This is a genomic window from Rhodovarius crocodyli, from assembly GCF_004005855.1.
GTDB classification, from domain to species: Bacteria; Pseudomonadota; Alphaproteobacteria; order Acetobacterales; family Acetobacteraceae; genus Rhodovarius; species Rhodovarius crocodyli.
In genome coordinates this window covers 295,292-316,598 of record NZ_SACL01000001.1, presented here as the reverse complement: position 1 = coordinate 316,598, position 21,307 = coordinate 295,292, and the positions used below count along the sequence as shown (strand labels likewise).

At 70.1% G+C, this 21,307-nt stretch carries 23 protein-coding genes; 12 read left to right on the top strand and 11 right to left on the bottom strand.

Going from position 1 to position 21,307, the window contains the following annotated elements; genetic code table 11:
• The first annotated feature begins 1 nt into the window (after window position 1).
• From EOD42_RS01495 to EOD42_RS01475, 5 genes are all read left to right on the top strand, one after another.
• Window positions 2–709: a PP2C family protein-serine/threonine phosphatase gene (locus tag EOD42_RS01495; RefSeq protein WP_127785283.1), complete on the top strand. Its 708-nt coding sequence runs from the start codon at window positions 2–4 to the stop codon at window positions 707–709.
• Window positions 710–769: 60 nt separating this feature from the next.
• The gene (locus EOD42_RS01490) at window positions 770–1,063 is read left to right on the top strand and encodes a DUF3253 domain-containing protein (protein WP_127785282.1); all 294 of its coding nucleotides are present in this window, start codon (window positions 770–772) and stop codon (window positions 1,061–1,063) included.
• A gap of 64 nt (window positions 1,064–1,127) precedes the next feature.
• Window positions 1,128–3,620, top strand: a complete 2,493-nt coding sequence (locus EOD42_RS01485) for a glycosyltransferase family 1 protein (RefSeq protein ID WP_127785281.1) — start codon at window positions 1,128–1,130, stop codon at window positions 3,618–3,620.
• The gene (locus EOD42_RS01480) at window positions 3,617–5,332 is read left to right on the top strand and encodes an ABC transporter ATP-binding protein/permease (RefSeq protein WP_127785280.1); all 1,716 of its coding nucleotides are present in this window, start codon (window positions 3,617–3,619) and stop codon (window positions 5,330–5,332) included. The genes EOD42_RS01485 and EOD42_RS01480 overlap by 4 nt, the downstream gene beginning before the upstream one ends.
• An 87-nt stretch (window positions 5,333–5,419) precedes the next feature.
• Complete coding sequence (locus tag EOD42_RS01475) at window positions 5,420–5,968, top strand: hypothetical protein (protein ID WP_127785279.1); 549 nt, start codon at window positions 5,420–5,422, stop codon at window positions 5,966–5,968.
• On the opposite strand, the gene EOD42_RS01470 is transcribed toward EOD42_RS01475, so the two are convergent.
• The 7 genes from EOD42_RS01470 to EOD42_RS01440 all read right to left on the bottom strand — a co-directional run bounded on the left by EOD42_RS01470 (window position 5,965) and on the right by EOD42_RS01440 (window position 11,546).
• On the bottom strand, window positions 5,965–6,522 hold the full coding sequence (locus tag EOD42_RS01470) for a pyridoxamine 5'-phosphate oxidase family protein (protein WP_127785278.1): 558 nt from the start codon (window positions 6,520–6,522) through the stop codon (window positions 5,965–5,967). The genes EOD42_RS01475 and EOD42_RS01470 overlap by 4 nt on opposite strands.
• Window positions 6,522–7,448 carry a BKACE family enzyme gene (locus tag EOD42_RS01465; protein ID WP_127785277.1) on the bottom strand — a complete coding sequence of 309 codons (927 nt, stop codon included), beginning with the start codon at window positions 7,446–7,448 and terminating at the stop codon, window positions 6,522–6,524. The genes EOD42_RS01470 and EOD42_RS01465 overlap by 1 nt, the downstream gene beginning before the upstream one ends.
• 34 nt (window positions 7,449–7,482) lie before the next feature.
• Window positions 7,483–8,304: a DODA-type extradiol aromatic ring-opening family dioxygenase gene (locus tag EOD42_RS01460; protein ID WP_127785276.1), complete on the bottom strand. Its 822-nt coding sequence runs from the start codon at window positions 8,302–8,304 to the stop codon at window positions 7,483–7,485.
• On the bottom strand, window positions 8,305–8,577 hold the full coding sequence (locus EOD42_RS01455) for a hypothetical protein (protein ID WP_164867732.1): 273 nt from the start codon (window positions 8,575–8,577) through the stop codon (window positions 8,305–8,307).
• Window positions 8,570–10,612, bottom strand: coding sequence for an NAD(+) synthase (locus tag EOD42_RS01450; protein WP_127785274.1), 2,043 nt, complete (start codon window positions 10,610–10,612; stop codon window positions 8,570–8,572). The genes EOD42_RS01455 and EOD42_RS01450 overlap by 8 nt, the downstream gene beginning before the upstream one ends.
• 37 nt (window positions 10,613–10,649) lie before the next feature.
• On the bottom strand, window positions 10,650–11,078 hold the full coding sequence (locus EOD42_RS01445; protein WP_127785273.1) for a TMEM70/TMEM186/TMEM223 family protein: 429 nt from the start codon (window positions 11,076–11,078) through the stop codon (window positions 10,650–10,652).
• Window positions 11,079–11,333: 255 nt separating this feature from the next.
• Window positions 11,334–11,546 carry a hypothetical protein gene (locus EOD42_RS01440; protein WP_127785272.1) on the bottom strand — a complete coding sequence of 71 codons (213 nt, stop codon included), beginning with the start codon at window positions 11,544–11,546 and terminating at the stop codon, window positions 11,334–11,336.
• Window positions 11,547–11,779: 233 nt separating this feature from the next.
• On the opposite strand from EOD42_RS01440, the gene EOD42_RS01435 reads away from it, so the two are divergent.
• The 5 genes from EOD42_RS01435 (at window position 11,780) to EOD42_RS01415 (ending at window position 16,482) form a co-directional block, all read left to right on the top strand.
• Window positions 11,780–12,604 carry a TauD/TfdA dioxygenase family protein gene (locus tag EOD42_RS01435; RefSeq protein ID WP_127785271.1) on the top strand — a complete coding sequence of 275 codons (825 nt, stop codon included), beginning with the start codon at window positions 11,780–11,782 and terminating at the stop codon, window positions 12,602–12,604.
• Window positions 12,605–12,750: 146 nt separating this feature from the next.
• A complete protein-coding gene (locus tag EOD42_RS01430; RefSeq protein ID WP_127785270.1) occupies window positions 12,751–13,854 on the top strand; it encodes a S1C family serine protease in 1,104 nt (367 codons plus the stop codon).
• 84 nt (window positions 13,855–13,938) lie between these two features.
• Window positions 13,939–14,619 (top strand): winged helix-turn-helix domain-containing protein, encoded by a 681-nt coding sequence (locus tag EOD42_RS01425; protein WP_127785269.1) that lies wholly within the window; start codon window positions 13,939–13,941, stop codon window positions 14,617–14,619.
• Window positions 14,620–14,626: 7 nt separating this feature from the next.
• Complete coding sequence (locus EOD42_RS01420; RefSeq protein ID WP_240654761.1) at window positions 14,627–16,051, top strand: sensor histidine kinase; 1,425 nt, start codon at window positions 14,627–14,629, stop codon at window positions 16,049–16,051.
• Window positions 16,052–16,122: 71 nt separating this feature from the next.
• Window positions 16,123–16,482 (top strand): hypothetical protein, encoded by a 360-nt coding sequence (locus EOD42_RS01415; protein WP_127785268.1) that lies wholly within the window; start codon window positions 16,123–16,125, stop codon window positions 16,480–16,482.
• Here EOD42_RS01415 and EOD42_RS01410 read toward each other — a convergent pair whose 3' ends face one another.
• Window positions 16,483–16,926, bottom strand: coding sequence for an MmcB family DNA repair protein (locus EOD42_RS01410; protein ID WP_127785267.1), 444 nt, complete (start codon window positions 16,924–16,926; stop codon window positions 16,483–16,485). It abuts the gene before it with no gap.
• Complete coding sequence (locus EOD42_RS01405) at window positions 16,923–17,207, bottom strand: 4a-hydroxytetrahydrobiopterin dehydratase (RefSeq protein ID WP_127785266.1); 285 nt, start codon at window positions 17,205–17,207, stop codon at window positions 16,923–16,925. The genes EOD42_RS01410 and EOD42_RS01405 overlap by 4 nt, the downstream gene beginning before the upstream one ends.
• Before the next feature lie 25 nt (window positions 17,208–17,232).
• Between EOD42_RS01405 and EOD42_RS01400 the strand changes: the two genes are divergently transcribed.
• A complete protein-coding gene (locus tag EOD42_RS01400; RefSeq protein ID WP_127785265.1) occupies window positions 17,233–17,619 on the top strand; it encodes a metallopeptidase family protein in 387 nt (128 codons plus the stop codon).
• Here EOD42_RS01400 and glpK read toward each other — a convergent pair.
• Entirely contained in the window at window positions 17,616–19,073 is a 1,458-nt protein-coding gene (gene glpK, locus EOD42_RS01395) for a glycerol kinase GlpK (RefSeq protein ID WP_127786537.1), read from the bottom strand. The two genes, EOD42_RS01400 and glpK, sit on opposite strands and share 4 nt — an antisense overlap.
• Before the next feature lie 71 nt (window positions 19,074–19,144).
• On the opposite strand from glpK, the gene EOD42_RS01390 reads away from it, so the two are divergent.
• The gene (locus tag EOD42_RS01390; RefSeq protein ID WP_127785264.1) at window positions 19,145–20,314 is read left to right on the top strand and encodes a M20 aminoacylase family protein; all 1,170 of its coding nucleotides are present in this window, start codon (window positions 19,145–19,147) and stop codon (window positions 20,312–20,314) included.
• Between the two features lie 4 nt (window positions 20,315–20,318).
• On the opposite strand, the gene yddG is transcribed toward EOD42_RS01390, so the two are convergent.
• Window positions 20,319–21,230 (bottom strand): aromatic amino acid exporter YddG, encoded by a 912-nt coding sequence (gene yddG / locus EOD42_RS01385; protein ID WP_240654756.1) that lies wholly within the window; start codon window positions 21,228–21,230, stop codon window positions 20,319–20,321.
• Between the last annotated feature and the right edge of the window lie 77 nt (window positions 21,231–21,307).

The window sequence follows — 21,307 nt, the reverse complement described above, 5'->3', positions numbered from 1 at the left end:
CATGCCCGAGCCCCCGATCAGCAGCGCTGCCACCGACAAAGGAATGGTCCGCAAGCGCAATGAGGACCAGGTGATCTGCCGCCCGGACATCGGGCTGTGGGCGGTGGCGGACGGCGCGGGTGGGCACGGCTCGGGCGATGTCGCCAGCGCCGCCATCGCCGAGGCGCTGGGCGCCATCCCGCCCGGCCTGACGGCCGCCGAGATGCTGGCCCAGCTGCGGCTGCGCCTGTCCGCCGTGCATCAGGAACTGACCGAGCAGGCGGCGGCGCGGGAGCAGGGCGGCACCATCGCCAGCACCGTGGTCGTGCTGCTGATCCGTGGCGAGCATTACGCGGCGCTCTGGGCCGGGGACAGCCGGGCCTATCTGCTGCGCGGCGGCATGCTGCTGCGCGTCACGCGCGACCATTCCCTGGTGCAGGAAATGGTCGATGCCGGCACCATCACGGCCGAGGAAGCCGAGCATCACCCGCGCGGCAACATCATCACCCGCGCGGTGGGTGGCGGCGATGAGCTGGAACTGGACAAGGTGGTGGGCAGGGTGGAGCCGGGCGACCGCTTCCTGCTGTGCAGCGACGGCCTGTTCAAGGACCTGCCTGAGGCCGAGATCGCCGCCCTGCTGTCCGCCGGGCGGGACGCCGCGGCGCTGATCGCGGCCGCCAATGCCGCCGGCGCGCGCGACAATGTCAGCGCCGTGGTCCTGGCGGTCTGAGATGCATCGTTACCGCCCCGGGGCTTGCCGAAGTGGCGGAATGCGCTCACCTCGGCTGTCATGAGCACCATGCCCTCGCCCGAGGCGATTTCCGACGAGATCCTGCGCCAGACCCAGGCCTGCGGGCAGGGGCGCAGCATCTGCCCCAGCGAGGTCGCGCGCGCCCTGAACCCGCGCGATGAGCCCGACACCTGGCAGCGCCTGATGACGCCGGTGCGCCAGGCCGCCGTGAAGCTGGCGGAGCAGGGGCAGATCAGCATCCTGCGCAAGGGCAAGCCGGTGCCGGTCGAGGAAGTGCGCGGGGTGATCAGGCTGTCCTTGCCGCGCGGGCCCGCCGCGGGCGAGGGGCAGTAGAACTGGCGATGCCGGGCGCGCGGCGTTAGGCTTCGGAACCGGCAGCAGAGGAGGCCAGCGCGAGATGTTCCGCCTGCTCGGCCTGCGTGGCCGCCAGAGCCAGAAAGCACCGGAATTCGGGTGCGACTGGACCGTGCCCGCCCTGCCTGAAACCGCCGCATGGCCGGAGGCGGACCTCACGCTCGAATGCAGCGTGACCCCGCTGTGGCCCTCCACGGAACCGCCGGCCGAACTCGCGGTGGGCTGGTTCGCAACCGAGGACGCGGACCCGTCGGGGCCGCGCATCGCCGAAGGCCGCCTGGCCACATTGCCCCATGATGCCGTGCGCCGGCCCTTCACGCTGCCGCTCGGCGCCATCGCCCAGTCTGTGCCGAGCCGGCCGGCCACCATCTGGGTGGACCTGCTGCAGGAAATGGCCTTCTGGTTCCAGCATCGCGGCGGGGTGCCCCTGCGCTTCGACCTGGAGCGGCCGGGCCGGGATTTCCAGGATTGGGTCCGGCTGGCGCAGCCCCGGCCCCTGGCGGAGCTGCTATGGAGCGCCCGCTGGCTCAACCTCTCCGGCCCGCTGGCGGCGGCCCGGGAACGGGCGGCGCTGGTGCCCCCGCTGGCAGCCCCCGCCGAGCACGCGCCGCAGCCGCGCCCCAGCCCCATCGCGGCCCTGCGCGCCGCCGAGGATCCGGTGGCCGCCCTGGTGCGGCTGGCCGGCGGCTCCGCGCCGCTGGGCCAGCAGCCGGGCGGGCAGGAGGTGGGGCACCGCATGGCCGCCGTCATGGCGGGCACGGCGCGGTGGGAGAACATCCCCGGCCGGGATAACCCCTATTTCCAGCATGTGCGCCTGCGGCATCCGGGCACCAACGCCCCGCTCACGGCCGCGATCCAGGATGCGCTGAGCTGCGTGCCGGCCAGGCTGCTGCCGGAACTGCTGGAAAGCCGTGATGAACTGCGCCGCTGGTGGCTGTTCGATGTGGTGCTGCCGCGCGGCCTGCCGCTTTCCGCCCTCCCTCGGGAGGACCTGCATTGGTGGCAGCAGCCGGTCGAGGATGCGGGCCGCCTGCCGGTCAGCCGTTTCGCCATGGCGCGCGACCGGGAACGCCGCCTGATCTCTCGCGATGAGGAACCCCGCCAGGACGACGATGCGGGCCGGCTGGCCCTGCTGTTCCGCCATGTGCTGCATGATGGGCACGACACCCACGCCATGGCGCTGACGGGCCGCGACAGCCTGGGCGTGCTGCAATCCGAGCTGACGGTGGACGGGCAGAGCGTCACGCTGTTCCAGGCCCTGGTCGCGCTGGCCGACAGCCCGGGCGGGACTGGGTTCGCGGCGGCGCATGGCGGCTTCGGCCTGTCCCTGCGGCAGGCCGCCCGCCTCATCGCCGAGGAACTGCCCCCGCTCTCCGTCCTGTTGCCTGAGGTGCCGAGCCTGCCGGTGCCGTTGACGGTGGTGGGCCATTACAATTCATCCGGCGTGGGCGAGAACTTCCGGATGATGGCCAATTCCCTGGACCGCTCCGGCATCGCCACGCGAATGTTCGACGCGGGCGGGCAGGCGGTGGCCCTCGATGGGCGGGAGACGCTCGTCTCCCTCACGCAGCGGCCGAGGGAGGAGGTGGGCGCGCTTGCCTACCCGCGTGAGGCCACCACGCTGTTCATGATCAACCCCGAGAATATCGGGCTGGTCGCGGCCAACCCGGCCTTCGGGGCCACCATGGCGCGCCGCCGGGTGGGGTTCTTCCTGTCGGAGGCGCAGTCGCTGATGCCGGCCCAGGTCGCCGTCTGCGACACGATGGACGAGATCTGGACCCCTTCGAGCTTCGTGCGCGATATCTATGCGGCCCATACCGCCCGGCCGGTGCGTTGCGTCGGCAAGGCGCTGCAATGGCCGGACACGACGCCGGACCCCTATCACCGCTTCATGCCGGGGCGGCGCAACCGCTTCGTGTTCCTCACCAGCTTCGACCCCAATTCCTGGCTGCGGCGCAAGAACCCCACCGCGGTGGTGGCCGCCTTCATGCAGGCCTTCCCCCCGCAGGAGAAGGACGTGGCGCTGGTGGTGAAGGTGCCGGGCCTGCCGCGCAACCACCCCGGCGACCCCTATGGCGAATGGGCGCTGATCGAGGAGGCGGTGGCGCGCGACCCGCGCATCATCCTGCGGGAGGAATACGCGAGCTTCCTCGACTACCTCGGTTATATCGCGCATGCGGATTGCGTGGTCTCGGCCCATCGCAGCGAGGGCTTCGGCTATCTCTGCGCCCAGGCGCACCACTATCGCACGCCGCTGATCGCCACCGGCTATTCCGGCAACATGGATTTCTGCACGCCCGAGAACACCTGGCTGATCGAGCACGACATGGTGCCGGTGGGCGAGGGCGAGTTCCTGCCCGGCACGCGCGGCGATTGGGCCGATGTGCGGGTGCCGCACCTGGCCCAGCTGATGCGTGACGCGGCCAGCCAGCGTGAGCGCGCGATCGCCATGGCGCGCGCCGGCCGCGACATGGTCCAGAAACTCTACGCGCCCGAGCATTTCGACCGCGTGATCAAGGAGCTGCTTCAGGCGTGATCAAGGTGCTGAAGGATGCCGCGGCCCTCGCCGCCCCCTATTTCAAGGGGGAGGACAAGGTCAGGGGCTGGCTGCTGCTGCTCGCCGTCGTGGCGCTGAACCTGACCCTGGTGGGGGCGAGCGTGCTGCTCTCCTACTGGAACCGGGAGTTCTTCAACGTGCTGCAGGCCCGCGATGCCGAGGCCTTCTGGCAGTTGCTGTTCAGCTGGCGCACGACGGAGGGCGGCACGATGCCGGGCTTCGTCGGCATCGCGGTCATCTATATCCTGATCGCGGTGTATCAGCTGTATCTGCGCCAGGCGCTGCAGATCCGCTGGCGCGCCTGGATGACGGAAAAGCAGATGGCGCGCTGGCTGGCCGACCGCGCCTACTACCGCATCGCGCTGACCATGCCCGGCACCGACAACCCGGACCAGCGCATCGCGGAGGACATCCGCCTGTTCGTGGACACCACCCTGACGCTGGGCCTCGGCCTCATGCGTTCCGTCGTGTCGCTGTTCAGCTTCATCCTGGTGCTGTGGGCGCTGTCCGGCCCGCTGGAGGTCTGGGGCATCTCCATCCCCGGCTACATGGTGTGGGTGGCGCTGGCCTATGCCGTGGTGGGCACCTGGTTCGCGCATCTGATCGGGCGGCGGCTGGTACGGCTGAACTTCACGCAGCAGAAGGTGGAGGCCGATTTCCGCTTCGCCCTGATGCGCCTGCGGGAGAATGTGGAGGCCGTGGCCCTTTCCGCCGGCGAGCGGGACGAGCATGCCTCCCTGCTCACGCGGTTCCGCGCCCTGATAGGCAACTGGTGGGAGATCATGGTCGCCACCAAGCGGCTGACCTTCTTCACCGCCGGCTACACCCAGGTGGCCATCGTGTTCCCGATCGTCGTGGCCTCGCCCGGCTATTTCGCCGGGCGCATGCAGCTGGGTGAGCTGACCCAGACCTCGGGCGCCTTCGGAGAGGTGCAGGGCGCGCTGTCCTGGATCGTGGACAACTACTCCAACCTGACCGAATGGGGTGCGACGGTCGAACGACTGACCACCTTCTCCCGCGCCATCGACGAAGCCGCGGCCGCCGAGGCGACCGGCGTGCGCAGCCTGCATGAGGGCGGCGCGCTGGAGCTGCGTGACCTCTCCATCTCCCTGCCCGGCGGGCGGGTGCTGCTGGAGCCCACGGACCTGACCATCAACCCCGGCGAGCATGTGCTGCTGGCCGGCGCTTCGGGCAGCGGCAAGTCCACGCTGCTGCGGGCCATCGCGGGCATCTGGCCCTTCGGCACCGGCAGCGCCGCGCTGCCGAAGGGCGCGCGGGCGATGTTCCTGCCGCAGCGGGCCTATCTGCCGCTGGGCACGCTGCGCCATGCCCTGTGCTATCCCACCGCCGAGGCGGGCTGCGACGAGGCGGAACTGCTGCGCGTGCTGGAGGCCGTGGGCCTCGGCCACCTGCGGGACCGGCTGGATGCGGAGGACGCCTGGGCCCAGCGCCTGTCCGGCGGTGAGCAGCAGCGCGTGGCCCTGGCCAGGGCGTTGCTGCAGAAGCCCGACTGGCTGTTCCTGGACGAGGCGACGGCCAGCCTGGACCCCGAAAGCGAGGGGCATCTCTATCGCCTATTGAAGCAGGAGCTGCCCGGCACCACCGTTGTCAGCATCGCTCACCGGGAAAGCCTGGCGCAGTATCACGAGAGGCGGATCAGGTTGGCGGAACGGCGGCTGGCGGAAAGCTGAGGCCGGGCACGGGAACTTTCGGGCCGCCGGGGATTTAGGTTTCACATGGATGGAACTGAGGCGATGCCGCGAAAGATACTCCTGACGATGACCCTGGCCCTGCTGCCGCTGGTCGGCTGCGGCGTGGCACCACCGCCGGGCTCCAACGCCCGGCTGCCATCGGACGCGACCCAGGGCGCGGGCGACCCGACAAGGGCCGCCATCCTCGGCAGCGCCTATGCCTTCGGCAACAACACCGGCGGCCCGGCCGCCCTGGCCCGTGCCGCCGCCAACATGGAGTTCCTGGCGGCCACGCTGCCCTATGACCCGCGCTACAGCTTCATGGGCAGTGAGATGATGACGCTGCCGGCGGCGCAGAGCGAGCTGCGCCAGACCCTGCTGATCGCGAGCGACGCCGACCCGCAGCTGGTGATCGACGGGCTGTACGGCGTGTCGCGTGCGCTGCGGGCGGAGAATCCGCGCGCGGCGGCCGATGTGCTGCCGCCCAGGGCCTTCCCGCAGGCGGAGGTGACGGTGCAGCGCCTGGCCGCGATGCCGCCCCTTCCGGCGACGGCGGCCGCGGCCTCCGCCCTGGAACAGGGGCTGAGGCGGCAGGAGAATGAGCGCCTGCGCGGCGGGATACGCGGCCGGTTCTAAGCCGGTTTGTGCGGGTCGTCCGCCGGCAGGATGTCCCGCACATAGTCCCGTGACTTCCAGGCAGGCGCCACGCCAGGGTCGAGATAGGCCGAGGGCGTGCCGGTGCCCAGGTCCGGGATATAGCGCGGGCAGTTGGGGAAGATGTCGGTGGCGGTGACGCGCACCTGCTTGCCCGTGACCTGCGCCTGGCCCCGCACACGCAGCCTGAGCGACGCGCCGTCGAAACGCATGAACAGCAGCGCGCAGCTGGGGTTCACCGCCAGGTTGCCCAGGGTCAGGTACATGGAGTTGCCGTCCAGCTCCTCCCACTCCAGCGTCGCGGGGCCCGTGACGCGCACGAAGCCGGGCGCGCCGCCCTTGAAGCTGACATCCATCCGCCCCTCCGCGCCGCTGGCGATGAAGAAGAAGGGCGCGGCATGGATCAGGGCGATGTCGTCATCCCAGAAGGCCTCGTGCCGGCGGTGCTTCTCCAGCGCATCGGCCACGCGGCGGCCGTCGAACGCGTCCTGGAGGGCCCGGTTGCCGGGGTGATAGAGGCGGGACGGATCCTCCATCAGAACCCCACCCGGTCCCCGCCCTTCAGCGCCAGGATCTGCCGTGCCTCGTCGGGCGTCGCGATGGTGTGGCCCAGTTCCTCCAGGATACGGCGGATCTTGGCCACCTGCTGGGCATTGCTGGTGGCGGGCTGGCCCGGGCCGATCCAGAGCGAATCCTCAAGCCCCACGCGGACATTGCCGCCCAGGATGCCGGCCATGGTGGTGAAGGCCATCTGGTGCCGCCCGGCCGCCAGCACGGACCACACATACTGGTCGCCGAACAGCCGGTCCGCGGTTTCCTTCATGAAGTTGAGGTTGCGGATATCGGCGCCGAGCCCGCCCAGGATGCCGAAGATGGACTGCACGAACAGCGGCCCCTCCACCACCTTGCGGTCCAGCATATGGGCCAGGTTGTACAGGTGGCCGATGTCGTAGCATTCGAACTCGAAGCGCGTGCCGTGGCCCTTGCCCAGCCGTTCCACCACCTGCTCCACATCCGCGAAGGTGTTGCGGAAGATGAAGTTGGTGGTGTTTTCGAGGTAGGGCTTCTCCCAGGCGAACTTCCATTCCTTCACCCGCGCGGCGCTGGGCGCGATGTTGAAGTTCATGCTGCCCATGTTCAGGCTCGCCATCTCCGGGCTGGCGCGCAGGGCGCCGGCGATGCGCTCGTCCAGCGTCATGCCGAGGCCCCCGCCGGTGGTGATGTTCACCACGGCGTTGGTGTTCTGCTTGATGCGCGGCAGGAACTGCATGAACACCTCGGGGTCGGGTGTCGGGCGGCCGTCGATCGGGTCGCGCGCATGCAGGTGGATGATGGCGGCCCCGGCCTCGGCGGCCGCGATGGACTGTTCGGCGATCTGCTCGGGGGTGATGGGCAGGTGCTCGCTCATGCTGGGGGTGTGGATGCCCCCGGTGATGGCGCAGCTGATGATGATCTTGGCCATGCTTCTCTCCCGTTTCCGGGATCATGGCCGGGGTTCAGGGCTCGAGCAACAACAGCCCGAGCCCGGTCACGCCGAAGGGATGATAGGCCGACAGCAGCGGCGAGACGCGCTCGGGCAGGGCGCCGCGCATGACCAGCCACATCATGCTCTCCAGCCCCTCGGAGCCGGCGCCGGCCTCGTAGTCGGCCAGGCTGCGGGCAGCGAGGCTTGCGGGGTCATCCACCATGCGGGCCAGGAAATCGCGGTCCCAGTCCTGGGCGATGTGGCCGGCGGTCGGGCCGTCCAGCGCATGGGACAGGCCGCCGGTGCCGACGACCAGCACGCGCATGTCCTCGGGCAATTCGGCGATGGCCTCGCGCAGCGCCCGGCCCAGGGCGAACAGGCGCGCCGGGCGGGGCATGGGCGCGCGCAGCGTGTTGACCACGATGGGCACCACCGGGGCGGCCCAGGGCTCACCCACCAGCCGCAGCGGCCCGGCGGCGCCGTGGTCGAAGGCCAGCTCCTGGCACAGGGTCAGGTCGAAGTCGCGTTCCAGCAGGGCGGCGGCCAGTTGCGCCGCTGCCGGGTGGCCGGGCACGGGCGGGAAGGGCAGCCAGGCCCCGCCCTCCGGCGCCAGGGGGTATTCGGGGGCGACACCCATCGCCAGGGTCGGATAGGCGTCGAAGAAGAAGTGGTTCAGGTGGTCGTTGAACACCACCACGATCAGGTCCGGCGCTGCCTGCCTCACCCATTCCCGCACCCGGGCCAGGGGCTGGAAGAAGCCCTGCCATTCGGGCTTTTCCGCGTGGCCGTTGTCATGCGCGAAGATGGCGGCGGGGGAATGGCTGATGCCGATGCCGCCGATGATGCGCGCCATTCAGCGCGGCTCCCGGAAGCTCTGGATCACGCGCGGCAGCGGGACGCCCAGCGCGCCGCCGAGCTTCGCCAGCGCATAGATGCTGGCGCCCATGGCCGAGAGGCCCGGCCAGTCACGCGCCTGGATGGCGGCCAGTTCCCGCGGCGCCAGCCCGGCCGTCGCCAGATAGCCGGCCTCATCGGCTTTCAGCCGGGCGCGTTCCTCGGGCAGGCGCAGCCGGTGGCCCAGGCGGTTGACGGCCCAGCCGCGTCGCGCGGCGTCCAGGTCATACATCCGGTACCTCGCGTTCCAGGGCCTCCAGCCAGGCATCGGCCAGCCCATCGGAGGGCGCGCGCCAGTCGCCGCGCGGGGAGAGCGACCCGCCCGAGGAGATCTTCGGCGCATTGGGCACGGCGCTGCGCTTGAACTGGCTCTGCCCGAAGAAGCGGCGCAGGAAGATCCGCAGCCAGTGCTTGATGGTGGGCAGGTCATAGGCGTGGCGGTCCGCGCCCTCGATGCCGCGCGGCCAGGCGCCGCGCGCGGCATCGCCCCAGGCCGATTGCGCCAGGAACGCCACCTTGCCCGGCGAAAACCCCCAGCGCAGGGTCTGGAACAGGTGGAAATCCTGCAGCTCATAAGGGCCGATGATGGCCTGGGTGGACTGGATCACGCCATCGGCGCCGGGGGGCACCAGCTCGGGGCTGATCTCGGTGCCCAGGATGGCTTCCAGCGTGGCGCCCACATCCGCGTCATAGATGCCGGCCCCGATCACCCAGCGTATCATGTGCTGGATCAGCGTCTTGGGCAGGGAGGCATTGACGTTGTAGTGCGACATGTGGTCGCCCACGCCATAGGTGCACCAGCCGAGCGCGAGTTCCGACAGGTCGCCCGTGCCGACCACCAGCCCGCCGGAATGGTTGGCCAGCCTGAACAGATAATCGGTGCGCAGCCCAGCCTGCACGTTCTCGAAGGTGACGTCGTACTGGTTATGCCCCTCGGAGTAGGGGTGGTTGAGGTCCTTCAGCAGCTGGGTCGCCAGCGGCTTGATGTCCACCTCGCGCGCATCCACGCCCAGCCCCCGCATCAGCGCCCAGGCGGAGGTCTTGGTGCCGTCGCTGGTCGCGAAGCCCGGCAGGGTCACGCCGATGATGTTGGAACGCGGCAGGCCCAGGCGGTCCATGGTGCGCGCCGCCACGATCAGCGCCTGGGTGGAATCGAGCCCCCCCGACACGCCGATCACCAGCTTCTTCAGCCCCGTGGAGCGCAGCCGGGTCATCAGCCCCGTCACCTGGATGTTCCAGGTCTCGTAGCAATCCTGGTCCAGCTTTTCCGGGCGCGCGGGAACATAGGGGAAGCGCGCGATCTCGCGCTTCAGCGGCAGGGGGCCGCCGGGCGGGTCCAGCCGGAAGGGGATGCGGCGGAAGGCGAGGTCCTCGCCCAGCCCCGCGTCGCGGAAACTGCCGATGCGGCGGCGCTCCTGCGCCAGCTTCTCGACATCGATGTCCACCACCAGCATCTCGGCCTCATCCGAGAAGCGGGCGCCCTCGCCCAGCAATTCGCCGTATTCGAAGGCGGAGAGCTGGCCGTCCCAGGCCAGGTCGGTGGTGGATTCGCCCATGCCGGCGGCGGTGTACAGATACGCCGAGATGGTGCTGCGGGACTGCGCGTCGGCCAGCGCGCGCCGGTCCTCCGCCTTGCCCACCGTGACCGGGCTGCCCGACAGGTTGCAGAGGATGGTGGCCCCTGCCAGCGCCCCGCGCGAGGAAGGCGGGATGGGCGTCCAGAGATCCTCGCAGATCTCGATATGCACCACCGCGTCCGGGTTGTCCTCGGCGGGCAGGATGATGTCGGTGCCGAAGGGGACGGTCTGGCCGGCGATCGTGATCTCATCCGCCGTGGCGGTCATGGCCGGGGCGATCTGCCGCTTCTCATAGAATTCGCGGTAGTTGGGCAGGTAGGTCTTGGGGATGGCGGCGAGGATATGTCCGCCCTGGATCGCCACCGCGCAGTTGAACACGCCCGGGCCCTGGCGCAGCGGCGCGCCCAGGATCAGCAGGGCAGGGATGTCGCGGCTGGCCTCCGCGATCGTGGCGAGCCCGGCCTCCACCGCATCCAGCAGGGTGGTCTGCAGCAGCAGGTCCTCGATGGAATAGCCGCACAGCCCCATTTCCGGGAACAGCACCAGCCGGGCGCCCTGGGCCGCGGCCCCGCGCGCCATGTCGATGCTGGCGCGCGCATTGGCGGCCGGATGCGCCAGCGCCATCACCGGCGCGCAGAGCGCGGCCCGGACGAAGCCGTGGCGGTACAGATTGTCGAAGGGCAGGCTCATGATGGAGCAGAGTCGGGTGTCCCGCCGCCCCGGTCAATCACCAGCGTATCGAATCCTCGGTGGTGTCCACGATGAAGGGGAAGCGGCGTCCCTTCACATGCAGGGACACGCTGGTGGAGACACTTCCCCGCGCGTTCCAGCTTTTGCCGTTGCCCGGGCGCATGTCCCGGCGCGGGAAGACATGCCGCGCGGGGGCGCCGAACAGCGGCAGCGTCTCGACCACCAGGGTCTGCCGGTCGCCCAGCACGCGGTACACGTAATGGCGGCGGAAGGCGTCCAGCAGCAGGATCACGACGGCCAGCATGCCGGCGACGCCCAGGAAGCTCTCGCGGTCATTGCCGCGGTCGCTGTCGGTCACATGGATCAGCCCCGCGCCGCCGATCAGCCCCAGCATCACGATGATAAAGCCCAGGCACAGCCAGCGCAGCCGCCAGCCGCGGCTGTTCCTGTAGATGATGCGTTCCATGGCATGCAGCTACCGCCATGCCGGCCGCAAGGAAATCACCCGCTTTGATGGGATGGTGCCGGAAACGAAACGGCCCGGAGCGTCTCCGCGCCGGGCCGCCGGGCGACAGGCCTGCCGGGAATTGGCCGCCGCCCCGTTCCTGTCCCCGCCTTGCCGAAGGCCCTGAGGCGGGAGCTGGTGAAGGGAAGACTGCGCGCATCGGCCCTGCAACGAGATGGGCCGGGGATGAAGGCTTTGCCATCTGCCGGCCGGCCGTCAGCCGAAGGCGCGCGGGTCCCGGATGGGCTTGGCATAGCCCCAGTTGCCGCTGCCGGGCGGGTCTTCCTTCAGGTGCCCGGCCTCAAGCTGAACCACGTCCAGCGCGAATTTTCCCCAATCCGTATCATCCCAGCGCACGACCAGGTGCGGACCGTCAGGGGTGAAGACCAGGTCGCCGACGAACAGCCCGCCCGGCCCTTCGCGGTCCAACCGGCACTGCACCGTCTGGACGGCGCCCTCCCAAGGACGGCCTTTCCACTCCTGCCCCATGCGTCAGCTGATCTTTCCGGTTACGTCCGCTACACCTTTCACCGAGAACAAGGTCAGGCCAAGCCCCAATTTCGCTGCGCTGCACCCGGCCGGTCCGGTGCCGGTCGGGGGTGGTCAAAGCCGGGGCATGCGGCATCATCCCCCTCAAGAGAGTTGAGGGACGTCGACATCACATGATCATCCGCAAGCTGGGGGGCGCGATCGGCGCCGAAATCCTGGACGTGACGCTGTCCGGTGACATGCCGCAGGCCGAGGTGGACGCGATCCGCGCCGCCTGGCTGGAGCACGGCGTGGTGTTCTTCCGTGACCAGGATCTGCCGCCCGCGCAGTTCGCCGCCGTGGCGCGGCGCTTCGGCCAGGCGGTGGAATACCCCTTCGTGAAGGGCATCGAGGGCTTCCCCGAGATCATCGAGGTGAAGAAGCTGCCGCATGAGAAGGTGAATTTCGGCGGTGTGTGGCACACCGACACCGCCTATCTGGACCAGCCGCCCATGGCCACCATGCTGGTCGCGCGAGAGGTGCCTGAGGCCGGGGGCGACACGCTGTTCGCTTCGCTGCGGCATGCCTGGGAAGGGCTGTCGCCCGCCATGCAGGCCGTGCTGCGGCCGCTGCGCGCGCACAACACCTCCGCCAAGGCCGATGTCAGCAAGACGCGCGAGGACCGGCTGAAGGACAGCGGCCGCGAGGAAGCCCGCAAGAGCTACGACGCGCTGCACCCGGTGGCCCGCACCCACCCCGAGACGGGGCGGACGGCGCTGTACGTGAATGCCGGCCACACGGCCCGATTCGAGGGGATGACGGAGGAGGAAAGCACCCCGCTGCTCGACTATCTGTACCGCCACAGCGTGCGGCCCGAATACACCTGCCGCTTCCGCTGGGCGCCGGGCAGCGTGGCCCTGTGGGACAACCGCTGCTGCCTGCATTACCCGCTGAACGATTATCATGGCCACCTGCGGCTGATGCACCGCATCACCCTGGCCGGCGATACGCCGGCCTGAGGAAGCTGCGGGCCGAGCAATCCGGCCGCAACATGGCTTTCATGTCAGCCAACCGGGTGATGTGACGCCCGTTAACCTATATTATCCCGTATCGTCGTCATCGGCCCCCGGGATCAACCGGGGGTTGTCAGTCCAGCGTGAAGATCATGCCGCCAGCCCAGAGCCCCGTCGCCCGCCGCCTGTCCCTCCTTCCGTCCAGGCGCCGCGCGCTTCTCGCCGGGCTTCTGGTGGTGCCGGCGGTGCCGCTGATCGGCTGCGGCAGCCAGGCCGTGGCCCAGCGCGGCAGCGTGCTGCCCGACTTCGCGGACCTCGCGGAGCGCGTGCTGCCCGCCGTCGTGAACATCGCGGTGCAGAGCGAGACCACGACCGTGCCGCCCGAGTTCCGCGGCACCCCCTTCGAGCGGTATTTCCGCGGCAGGCGGGAACGCACGCAGGGTGCCGGCAGCGGCTTCGTGATCGACCCCACCGGCTACATCGTCACCAACAACCATGTCGTGGGCTCCGCCACCCGCGTCACCGTCTCGCTGCAGAACGGCACCGAGATGCCCGCCCGCGTCGTCGGCACGGATGAGCTGATGGACCTGGCGGTGCTGAAGGTGGAGCCGCGCCAGCCGCTGCCGGCCGTGCCCTGGGGTTCCTCGGGCGCCATGCGCGTGGGCCAGTGGGTGCTGGCGGCGGGCAACCCCTTCGGGCTGGGCGGCACCGTCACCTCCGGCATCGTCTCCGCCCGTGGGCGAGAGATCGGGGCAGGGCCCTTCGACGACTTCATCCAGACCGATGCCGCCATCAACCCCGGCAACTCCGGCGGCCCGCTGTTCAACCAGGCGGGCGAGGTGATCGGCATCTCGACCGCCATCTACTCGCCTTCCGGCGCCTCGGCCGGCATCGGTTTCGCGACGCCTTCCGACCTGGCGCGGCCGGTGGTGGAGCAACTGCGCCGCGACGGGCGAGTCGATCGCGGCTGGCTCGGCGTCTCGGTGCAGGACCTGGTGCCGGAGGACCCGCGCGCCGGGCGCCGCGCCGTGCTGGTCACTGATGTGGTGCGCAACGGCCCCGCAGCCCGCGGCGGCCTGCGCGCCGGCGACGTGGTGCTGGCCGTGAACGGTGAACGCACCGAAAGCTCCCGCGTGCTGGTGCGCTATGTCGCGGCCCTGCCGCCCGGCCAATCCGTGCGCCTTTCGGTGCAGCGGGACGGCCGCAGCGTCGAAACTTCCATCCAGGTCGGCCGTCGGCCCCCCGGTCCGGGCTGATCGAGCGGATTTTGCTTGCGACGCATGGGCTTGAGGGTCAAAGCGAGATCGTTACAGTCGAGTTAGTTCAAGACGAGGACTCGGATGCGCATCCTGTTGGTTGAAGACGATGCCGAGGTGGCGCGCTTCGTGAAGAAGGGTCTTCAGGAAGCCGGCCATACGGTCGAGCATGCCGGCAACGGCCGTGACGGGCTGTTCCTGGCCGCGTCCGAGCAATTCGACATGCTGGTGCTGGACCGCATGCTGCCAGGCGGCGTCGACGGCGTGCGCATCGTCGAGACCCTGCGCGGGCAGGGCAACCGCACCCCTGTGCTGTTCCTCTCCGCGCTCGGCGCGGTGGATGAGCGCGTGAAGGGCCTGAAGGCCGGCGGCGACGACTACCTGGTGAAGCCCTTCGCCTTCGCCGAGCTGCTGGCCCGCGTCGAGGCCCTGTCCCGCCGCCCGACCGTCGATGCCCCCGCCACCAAGCTGCGCGTGGCCGATCTGGAGCTGGACCTGCTGTCGCGCACCGTTACGCGTTCTGGTCGTAAGATCGACGTGCAGCCGCGTGAGTTCCGCCTGCTGGAGCACCTGATGCGCCACGCCGGCCAGGTCGTGACCCGCACCATGCTGCTGGAGAAGGTGTGGGACTATCACTTCGACCCGCAGACCAACGTCATCGACGTCCATGTCTCCCGCCTGCGGCAGAAGCTGGACAAGGGCTTCGACAAGCCGCTGATCCATACCGTGCGCAACGCGGGCTACATGATCCGCGCGGAACCCTGAGCAGGCAGTGCCGGTCGATTCCCCCCAGGGGCGCATCCTGCCCTATCGGGGGGCTGCCCCGCCGAGCCTGACGCAAAGCGCGGGTTTCCGGTTCGCCGCCTTCTTCACCGTCATGTTCCTGGTGGCGGCGGTCGTGCTCGTCTCCGTCATGTGGTGGGCCACGGCCGGCGCGCTCGACCGCCAGCTGGTGGCGGCCATCCGGGCCGATGCCGTGGCGCTGACGGAACGCTGGCGCGAGGGCGGGCAGCTGGCGCTGCAGGATGCGATCCAGGAACGCATCGCGCTCGATATCTCCAACGAGACCATCTACCTGCTGCTGAGCGAGAGTGGCGAGCGGCTTGCCGGCAACATGGAAGCCTGGCCTGACGAGGCCAATTCCGACGAAAGCTTCCTGCGCATCCGCATCATGCATGACGGCATCCCCACCGATGCCCGGCTGCTGCGGCGTGACCTGCCGGGCATGCGGATGCTGGTGGGCCGCGACGAAAGCGAGCGCCTGCAGCTGCGCCTGACCCTGACGGAGGGCGTGGCCTGGTCGCTCGGGGCCTCGCTGATCGTGGCGCTGCTGGGCGCCTCCATCATCCGGCGGATCATCGACCGCCGGCTGGAACCCACCTTCCGCACCGCGCTGGGCATCGCGGGCGGTGACCTGACGCGCCGCGTGCCGCTGACCGGGCAGGGCGACGAGTTCGACCGGCTGGGCGAGAGCATGAACACGATGCTCGACCGGATCGAATCACTCATGCAGGGGGTGAAAGGCGTCTCGGATGCCATCGCGCACGACCTGCGGACGCCCATCGCCCGGGCGCGGGCCAAGCTCGAGGAAAGTTTAATCGCGGCCCGGGATGCTGACGACCTGCGGGCGGCGATGGAGCAGGGCATCCAGGATCTGGACGGTATCAGCCGCATCTTCCAGGCCCTGCTGCGCATCACGGAGGTGGAGGCCGGGGCGCGGCGCGCGGCCTTCGCCCCCTTCGACCTGGTCGAGACGCTGCGCGACGTGGCCGACTTCTACGACGCCGCGGCCGAGATGCGGGAGCAGCGCCTGGAGACCGACCTGCCGGACACGCTGCCCATGGTGGGCGACCGCGACCTGATGATGCAGGCCACCGCCAACCTGTTGGATAACGCCGTGAAATTCACCCCGCCCGGCGGCGTGCTGCGCCTGTCGGCCCGCCGCGAGGAGGATGGGGTGCTGGAGGTCATCGTCAGCGACAGCGGGCCGGGCCTGTCGCTTCAGGACCGTGCCCGGGCCGGCGTGCGCTTCTTCCGGGCAGAGCCGTCGCGCGCCACGCCGGGCTATGGGCTGGGCCTGTCGCTGGTCCGGGCGGTGGCGCAATTGCACGGCGGCGTTGTGCGGCTGGAGGACGCGATTCCGGGGGCATCGCCGCCCGGGCTCAGCGTCCGCATCATTGTCCGCAGCGGAAATTAACGCTTGCAACGCCCAAACGGCGTCATCAAAATAAACATATGCTTCTCAATAAGGCACTGAGCGCGGCTTTGATGGCAGCGATTGTCATCGGCAGTTTCCCTGCCGCCGCGCAGCGCAACCGCGTCGATAACCGGCCGAGTGCCACTGACGGCGCCTTCATGGGCGGCGGCATCGTGGTGCCGGAATCCGTGGTGGTGGCCACGCCGGCCCCGGCGCGCCCCCGGCTGGAGGCGGCACCCGTGCCCAACGCCCGCATCCAGGCCCCGCGTGAGGCCCCGCGCGCCGACGTTGCCCAGGTGCAGCCCACCTTCATCGCGCCGCGCCTGCCCGGCCGCGGCCATGCGCAGGAAACCGGCTCCCCCGGGGACCTTCAGGACCGGCTGTTCCGGCCTGCCCCCGGCGCGCAGGTCCGCATCCCCGTCATCTGGTGATCACTCGACCCTGAGCGCGCCCATCAGTGCCAGGGCCGCCTCGGGGTCCTGTGCCAGCGCCAGGCGCCTTCCGGCCAGCAGCGCATAGCGCGCCAGCAGCGATTTCCGCCGGGCCGGCGCCAGCGGGTGATGCGGCGCTTCCCTGACCAGCGCCGCCTCAGGCCCATCCGCCACGATCAGCCCGACATCGGTCGGCAGCGCCTCAGGCGGGAAATCCAGGTCCACCGCGAAGTACAGCCGGTCGCACCAGGCGCGGTATTCCGGCCATTTGCGGTCGGTCTGGAAGTCCCGCAGGCCTGATTTGCTCTCGATCACCAGGAATTCGCCGGCAGGCGTCAGCACCCACAGGTCAGCCCGGCGGCCGTCGGGCAGGGGCGCCTCGGCCACCGGCGCCCAGCCGTGCAGCAGGCACAGCCGCGCCGCCGCCCGGCAGACCGGCGTCACAGCGCGTCGATCGCGCGCGCCAGCTTCACGTCCCTGGCCGACAGGCCGCCCGCGTCATGGGTGCTGAGCGTGATCTGGACCTTGTTCCAGACATTCCGCCAGTCCGGGTGATGGTCCTGCGCCTGGGCCAGCAGCGCCACCTTGGCCATGAAGCCCCAGGCCTGGACGAAATCCTCGAAGGTGAAATCGCGGCGGATGGCGTCCTCGCCCTCCACCATGCTCCAGCCGGGCAGGGTGGAGGCCAGCTCCGCCCGTTCCGCCGTGTTCAGCTTCTGCACCATGGGGCGCCTCCGCTATGATGTGTTGATGCGTCATACCACCGCCCCCACCGTCGAGGACATCGTGGCCCTGGCCGAAGAAGCCTTCGCCGCCATGCCTGAAGAACTGCGCGCGCCTGTGAAGGGTTGCGCCATCGTGGTCGAGGAAGCCGCCGACGACGAGACACTCGCCGCCATGGGGATGGAATCCCCCTGGGAGCTGACGGGCCTGTATCGCGGCACGCCGCTCACGCAGAAATCCGTGCTCGACGTCCAGACCCAGCCCGACACGATCTTCCTGTACCGGGAGGCGATCCTGCTGGAATGGATCGACACCGGGGAGGATCTGTTCCGCCTCGTCCGCAACGTGCTGATCCATGAGATCGGCCACCATTTCGGCTTGTCGGACGAGGATATCGAGCGGCTGGAGGCCTAGCTGCGCACCCGCCGCACCGCGTCCAGCCAGGCAGCGTGCCGGGCGGCGGCGTCGGTCCCGCTGCGCGGGGTGAAGCGGCGCTCCAGCCGCCAATGGGTGGGCGCTTCCTCCGGCCCCGGCAGCAGCCCCGCCTGAAGGCCGGCCAGCCAGGCGGCACCCAGGGCGGTGGTCTCGGTCACGGTAGGGCGGTCCACGATGGCGCCGGTGATGTCGGCCAGCTGCTGCATGGTCCAGTCGCTGTTGGCCATGCCGCCATCGACGCGGATGGTGGTGATGGGCCCCCCGGTATCGGCCCGCATGGCGGCCAGCAGGTCCTCGGTCTGGAAGGCCACGGCCTCCAGCGCCGCGCGGCAGATCTCGGCCCGGCCGGCGCCCCGCGTCAGGCCGAGGATGGCCGCCCGCGCCCCGGCATCCCACCACGGCGCGCCCAGCCCGGTGAAGGCCGGCACCAGATGCACCTGCTGCGCCGGGTCGGCCTGGGCGGCCAGCTCTGTGGCCTCGGCGGCGGAGGCGATGATGCCCAGGCCATCCCGCAGCCACTGCACCGTGCTGCCGGCGTTGAAGATCGCCCCTTCCAGCGCATAGGCGCGCTTGCCGCCCAGCTGCCAGGCCAGCGTCGTCAGCAGCCGGTGGCGGGACATGACGGGCTGATCGCCCGTGACCAGCAGGGCGAAGCAGCCGGTGCCGTAGGTGGATTTCATCATGCCCGGCGCGAAGCAGGCCTGGCCCAGTGTGGCCGCATGCTGGTCGCCCGCCATGCCGCGGATGGGCAGGGGCCGGCCCAGCGCCGTGGTCTCGCCGAATTCCGCCGCGCAATCCCGCACCTCGGGCAATATGGTGCGCGGGATGGCGAACAGGCGCAGCAGCTCCTCGTCCCACTCGCCGGTGTGGATGTTCCACAACAGGGTGCGGCAGGCATTGGTGGCGTCGGTGGCGTGGACGCGGCCTTCGGTCAGGCGGAACAGCAGGAAGCTGTCGATGGTGCCGAAGCACAGGCGCCCGGCCTCGGCATCCGCGCGGGCGCCGGGCACATTGTCCAGCAGCCAGGCCAGCTTGCCGGCGCTGAAATAGGGATCGGGCAGCAGGCCGGTGCGCTCCGTCACCATCCCGGCGGGCAGGCGGGCGCAGAAATCGGCCGTGCGGCGGTCCTGCCAGACGATGGCGCGGTGCACGGGCTGGCCGGTGTCGCGCCGCCACAGCACCGTCGTCTCGCGCTGGTTCGTGATGCCGATGCCCGCGATGGGGCGCTGCGCGGCGGCGGCGGCCTGGCGCATCACCTCCAGCGCATGGGCCAGGATCTGCTCGGCGTCGTGCTCCACCCAGCCGGGTGAGGGGAAATGCTGCGGCAGTTCCCGCTGCGCCACCGCGACAGGCGCAAGCCCGGCATCGAACAGGATCGCGCGTGTGGAGGTCGTGCCCTGGTCCAGTGCAAGCAGCATGTTCCGCCCCGTCATTTCGGGCCAGTGAAGCACTTGGCACGGCCCTGGGCGAGATGCAGGCTGCCCCCAAGCAGGGAGATATGGGCATGCCCATCAGCAACAGCATCGCCGCCCTCGCCCCCGAAGTGGGCGAATGGCGCCGCACCATCCACGCCAACCCGGAGCTGGGCTTCCAGGAGCACAAGACGAGCGACCTGGTGGCCGCCAAGCTGGCGGAGTGGGGCATCGAGGTGCACCGGAACATCGCGGGCACGGGCCTGGTGGGCGTGCTGCGCAACGGCAGCGGCCCCAGCATCGGCCTGCGCGCGGACATGGACTGCCTGCCGATGACGGAGGAGACGGGCTTGCCCCATGCCTCCACCACGCCGGGCCGCATGCATGCCTGCGGCCATGACGGGCACACCGCCATCCTTCTGGGCGCGGCCAAGCACCTGGCCGAGACCAAGAACTTCACCGGCACGGTGAACTTCATCTTCCAGCCCGCCGAGGAAGGCGGCGGCGGTGCCAAGGTGATGATCGAGGAAGGCCTGTTCGACCGCTTCCCCTGCGACAGCGTCTATGGCCTGCACAACGACCCCAGCCTGGCGCTGGGCGAGGTGAAATGCGTCTCCGGCCCCATCATGGCCTCGGCCGACGGCGTGATCTTCCGCATCACCGGGCGGGGCGGCCATGCGGCGCGGCCGCACAACGCCATCGACCCGGTGGTGGTGGGCAGCCAGCTGGTGGTGGCGATCCAGTCCATCGTCTCCCGTGGGGTGGACCCGCTGGAATCGGCCGTGATCAGCCTGTGCATGTTCCATGCCGGCACGGCGCGCAACGTGATCCCGGAAACCGCCGAGATCGGCGGCACCATCCGCACCCTGAGCGCCGCCACGCGTGACCTGGTGGAGGCGAAGATCAGGCGCATCGCCGCCGCCGTGGCCGACCAGTACGATGCCGTGATCGAGGTGGATTACCAGCGCGGCTACCCCGTCACGGTTAACCACGCGGCCGAGAGCGAGAAGGCCGCCCGTGCCGCCACCAAGGTGCTGGGCGCGGCCGCCGTCCATACCCAGGTGCGGCCGGTGATGGGCGCCGAGGATTTCTCCTACATGCTGGAAAAGCGGCCGGGCTGCTATTTCAAGCTGGGGCAGAAGGCGGCGGACGGTAAGGGCGCGGTGCCGGTGCACCATCCGAAATACGACTTCAACGACGACGCGATCCCGTATGGCATCGAGGTGTTCAGCGCGATCGTGGAGCAGGAGCTGAAGGCCTAGGCCTTCACTTCGCCCGGGCGGCGATGACCCCGCCGCCCGCCACCAGCGCCATGGCCAGCAGCAGCCGGCCGTCCAGCGCGGCTTCCCCCCACAGCGCCAGCAGCACGGTGGAGGCCACAGGCACCGCATAGCCCAGCGTGCCCAGCAGGCGCGGGTCCCCGCGCTTCATGCCGATATCCCACAGGAAGAACGCCGCCCCCACCGGCCCCGCGCCCAGCAGGGCGATGGCCAGCCATTGCCGGGCATCGGGCCACACCCAGCTTTCGAACAGGGCGTGGGCCGCCAGGCCCAGCACGGCTGAAGCCAGGCAGAAGCCCGCGACTGCCTCGGTCGGCACCTCGGCCAGTCTGCGGGCCAGCACGGAATACAGCGCCCAGGTGAAGGCGCAGCCCAATGCCAGGGCGAAGCCGGCCCAGGCATCGGGCGCGAAATGCGCGCCGCCGGCCAGCAGCACCAGGCTGCCGGCGAAGCCCATCGCCACGCCCAGCAGCCGCCACGGCCCCAGCCGCATGCCCAGTATGGGCGCCGAGAGCAGCACGATCAGCAGCGGCCACAGATAGTTCAGCAGATTGGCCTCGGCCGGCGGTGCCCAGGCCAGGGCCGCGAAATACAGCGCGTGATAGCCGAACAGCCCGCCCACCCCATGGGCCCAGGCGATGGGCGGCTGGCGCAGCGCCGAAAGTCCGCCGCGCGCCAGCGCCCAGGCCAGGCCCAGCGTGCCGCCCACCGCGAAGCCCATCGCCGTCAGCTGCAGCGGCGGGATGCCCGCCGCCGCGCGCGCCAGCACGGCCAGGAAGGCCCACAACAGCAGGGCGCCGCCCCCGGCCAGGGTGGCGGCGTTCACGAACGGCATCCGGCGATCATGCGGCGCATAGGCGCAGCAGCGCGGCGCGGCGGCAAGAGGGAGCAACTTCACGCGCGCGGCAGGGTTTCCGCCACAGTCTTGTCGGTATTGCGGGCTTTCCTTCCCGCATACGGCATTCGAACCATGAA

Bases quoted from the DNA above. Each gene is read 5' to 3' on its own strand.
- EOD42_RS01475 (WP_127785279.1), top strand. From the start codon at position 5,420: ATGACCCTGGCCCTGCTGCCGCTGGTCGGCTGCGGCGTGGCACCACCG.
- EOD42_RS01390 (WP_127785264.1), top strand. From the start codon at position 19,145: ATGCCCATCAGCAACAGCATCGCCGCCCTCGCCCCCGAAGTGGGCGAA.
- EOD42_RS01445 (WP_127785273.1), bottom strand. From the start codon at position 11,078: ATGGAACGCATCATCTACAGGAACAGCCGCGGCTGGCGGCTGCGCTGG.
- EOD42_RS01425 (WP_127785269.1), top strand. From the start codon at position 13,939: ATGCGCATCCTGTTGGTTGAAGACGATGCCGAGGTGGCGCGCTTCGTG.
- EOD42_RS01495 (WP_127785283.1), top strand. From the start codon at position 2: ATGCCCGAGCCCCCGATCAGCAGCGCTGCCACCGACAAAGGAATGGTC.
- EOD42_RS01430 (WP_127785270.1), top strand. From the start codon at position 12,751: ATGCCGCCAGCCCAGAGCCCCGTCGCCCGCCGCCTGTCCCTCCTTCCG.
- EOD42_RS01415 (WP_127785268.1), top strand. From the start codon at position 16,123: ATGGCAGCGATTGTCATCGGCAGTTTCCCTGCCGCCGCGCAGCGCAAC.
- glpK (WP_127786537.1), bottom strand. From the start codon at position 19,073: ATGACGGGGCGGAACATGCTGCTTGCACTGGACCAGGGCACGACCTCC.
- EOD42_RS01450 (WP_127785274.1), bottom strand. From the start codon at position 10,612: ATGAGCCTGCCCTTCGACAATCTGTACCGCCACGGCTTCGTCCGGGCC.
- EOD42_RS01405 (WP_127785266.1), bottom strand. From the start codon at position 17,207: ATGGTGCAGAAGCTGAACACGGCGGAACGGGCGGAGCTGGCCTCCACC.
- EOD42_RS01455 (WP_164867732.1), bottom strand. From the start codon at position 8,577: ATGTATGACCTGGACGCCGCGCGACGCGGCTGGGCCGTCAACCGCCTG.
- EOD42_RS01490 (WP_127785282.1), top strand. From the start codon at position 770: ATGAGCACCATGCCCTCGCCCGAGGCGATTTCCGACGAGATCCTGCGC.
- EOD42_RS01485 (WP_127785281.1), top strand. From the start codon at position 1,128: ATGTTCCGCCTGCTCGGCCTGCGTGGCCGCCAGAGCCAGAAAGCACCG.
- EOD42_RS01465 (WP_127785277.1), bottom strand. From the start codon at position 7,448: ATGGCCAAGATCATCATCAGCTGCGCCATCACCGGGGGCATCCACACC.
- EOD42_RS01470 (WP_127785278.1), bottom strand. From the start codon at position 6,522: ATGGAGGATCCGTCCCGCCTCTATCACCCCGGCAACCGGGCCCTCCAG.
- EOD42_RS01400 (WP_127785265.1), top strand. From the start codon at position 17,233: ATGCGTCATACCACCGCCCCCACCGTCGAGGACATCGTGGCCCTGGCC.
- EOD42_RS01435 (WP_127785271.1), top strand. From the start codon at position 11,780: ATGATCATCCGCAAGCTGGGGGGCGCGATCGGCGCCGAAATCCTGGAC.
- EOD42_RS01460 (WP_127785276.1), bottom strand. From the start codon at position 8,304: ATGGCGCGCATCATCGGCGGCATCGGCATCAGCCATTCCCCCGCCGCC.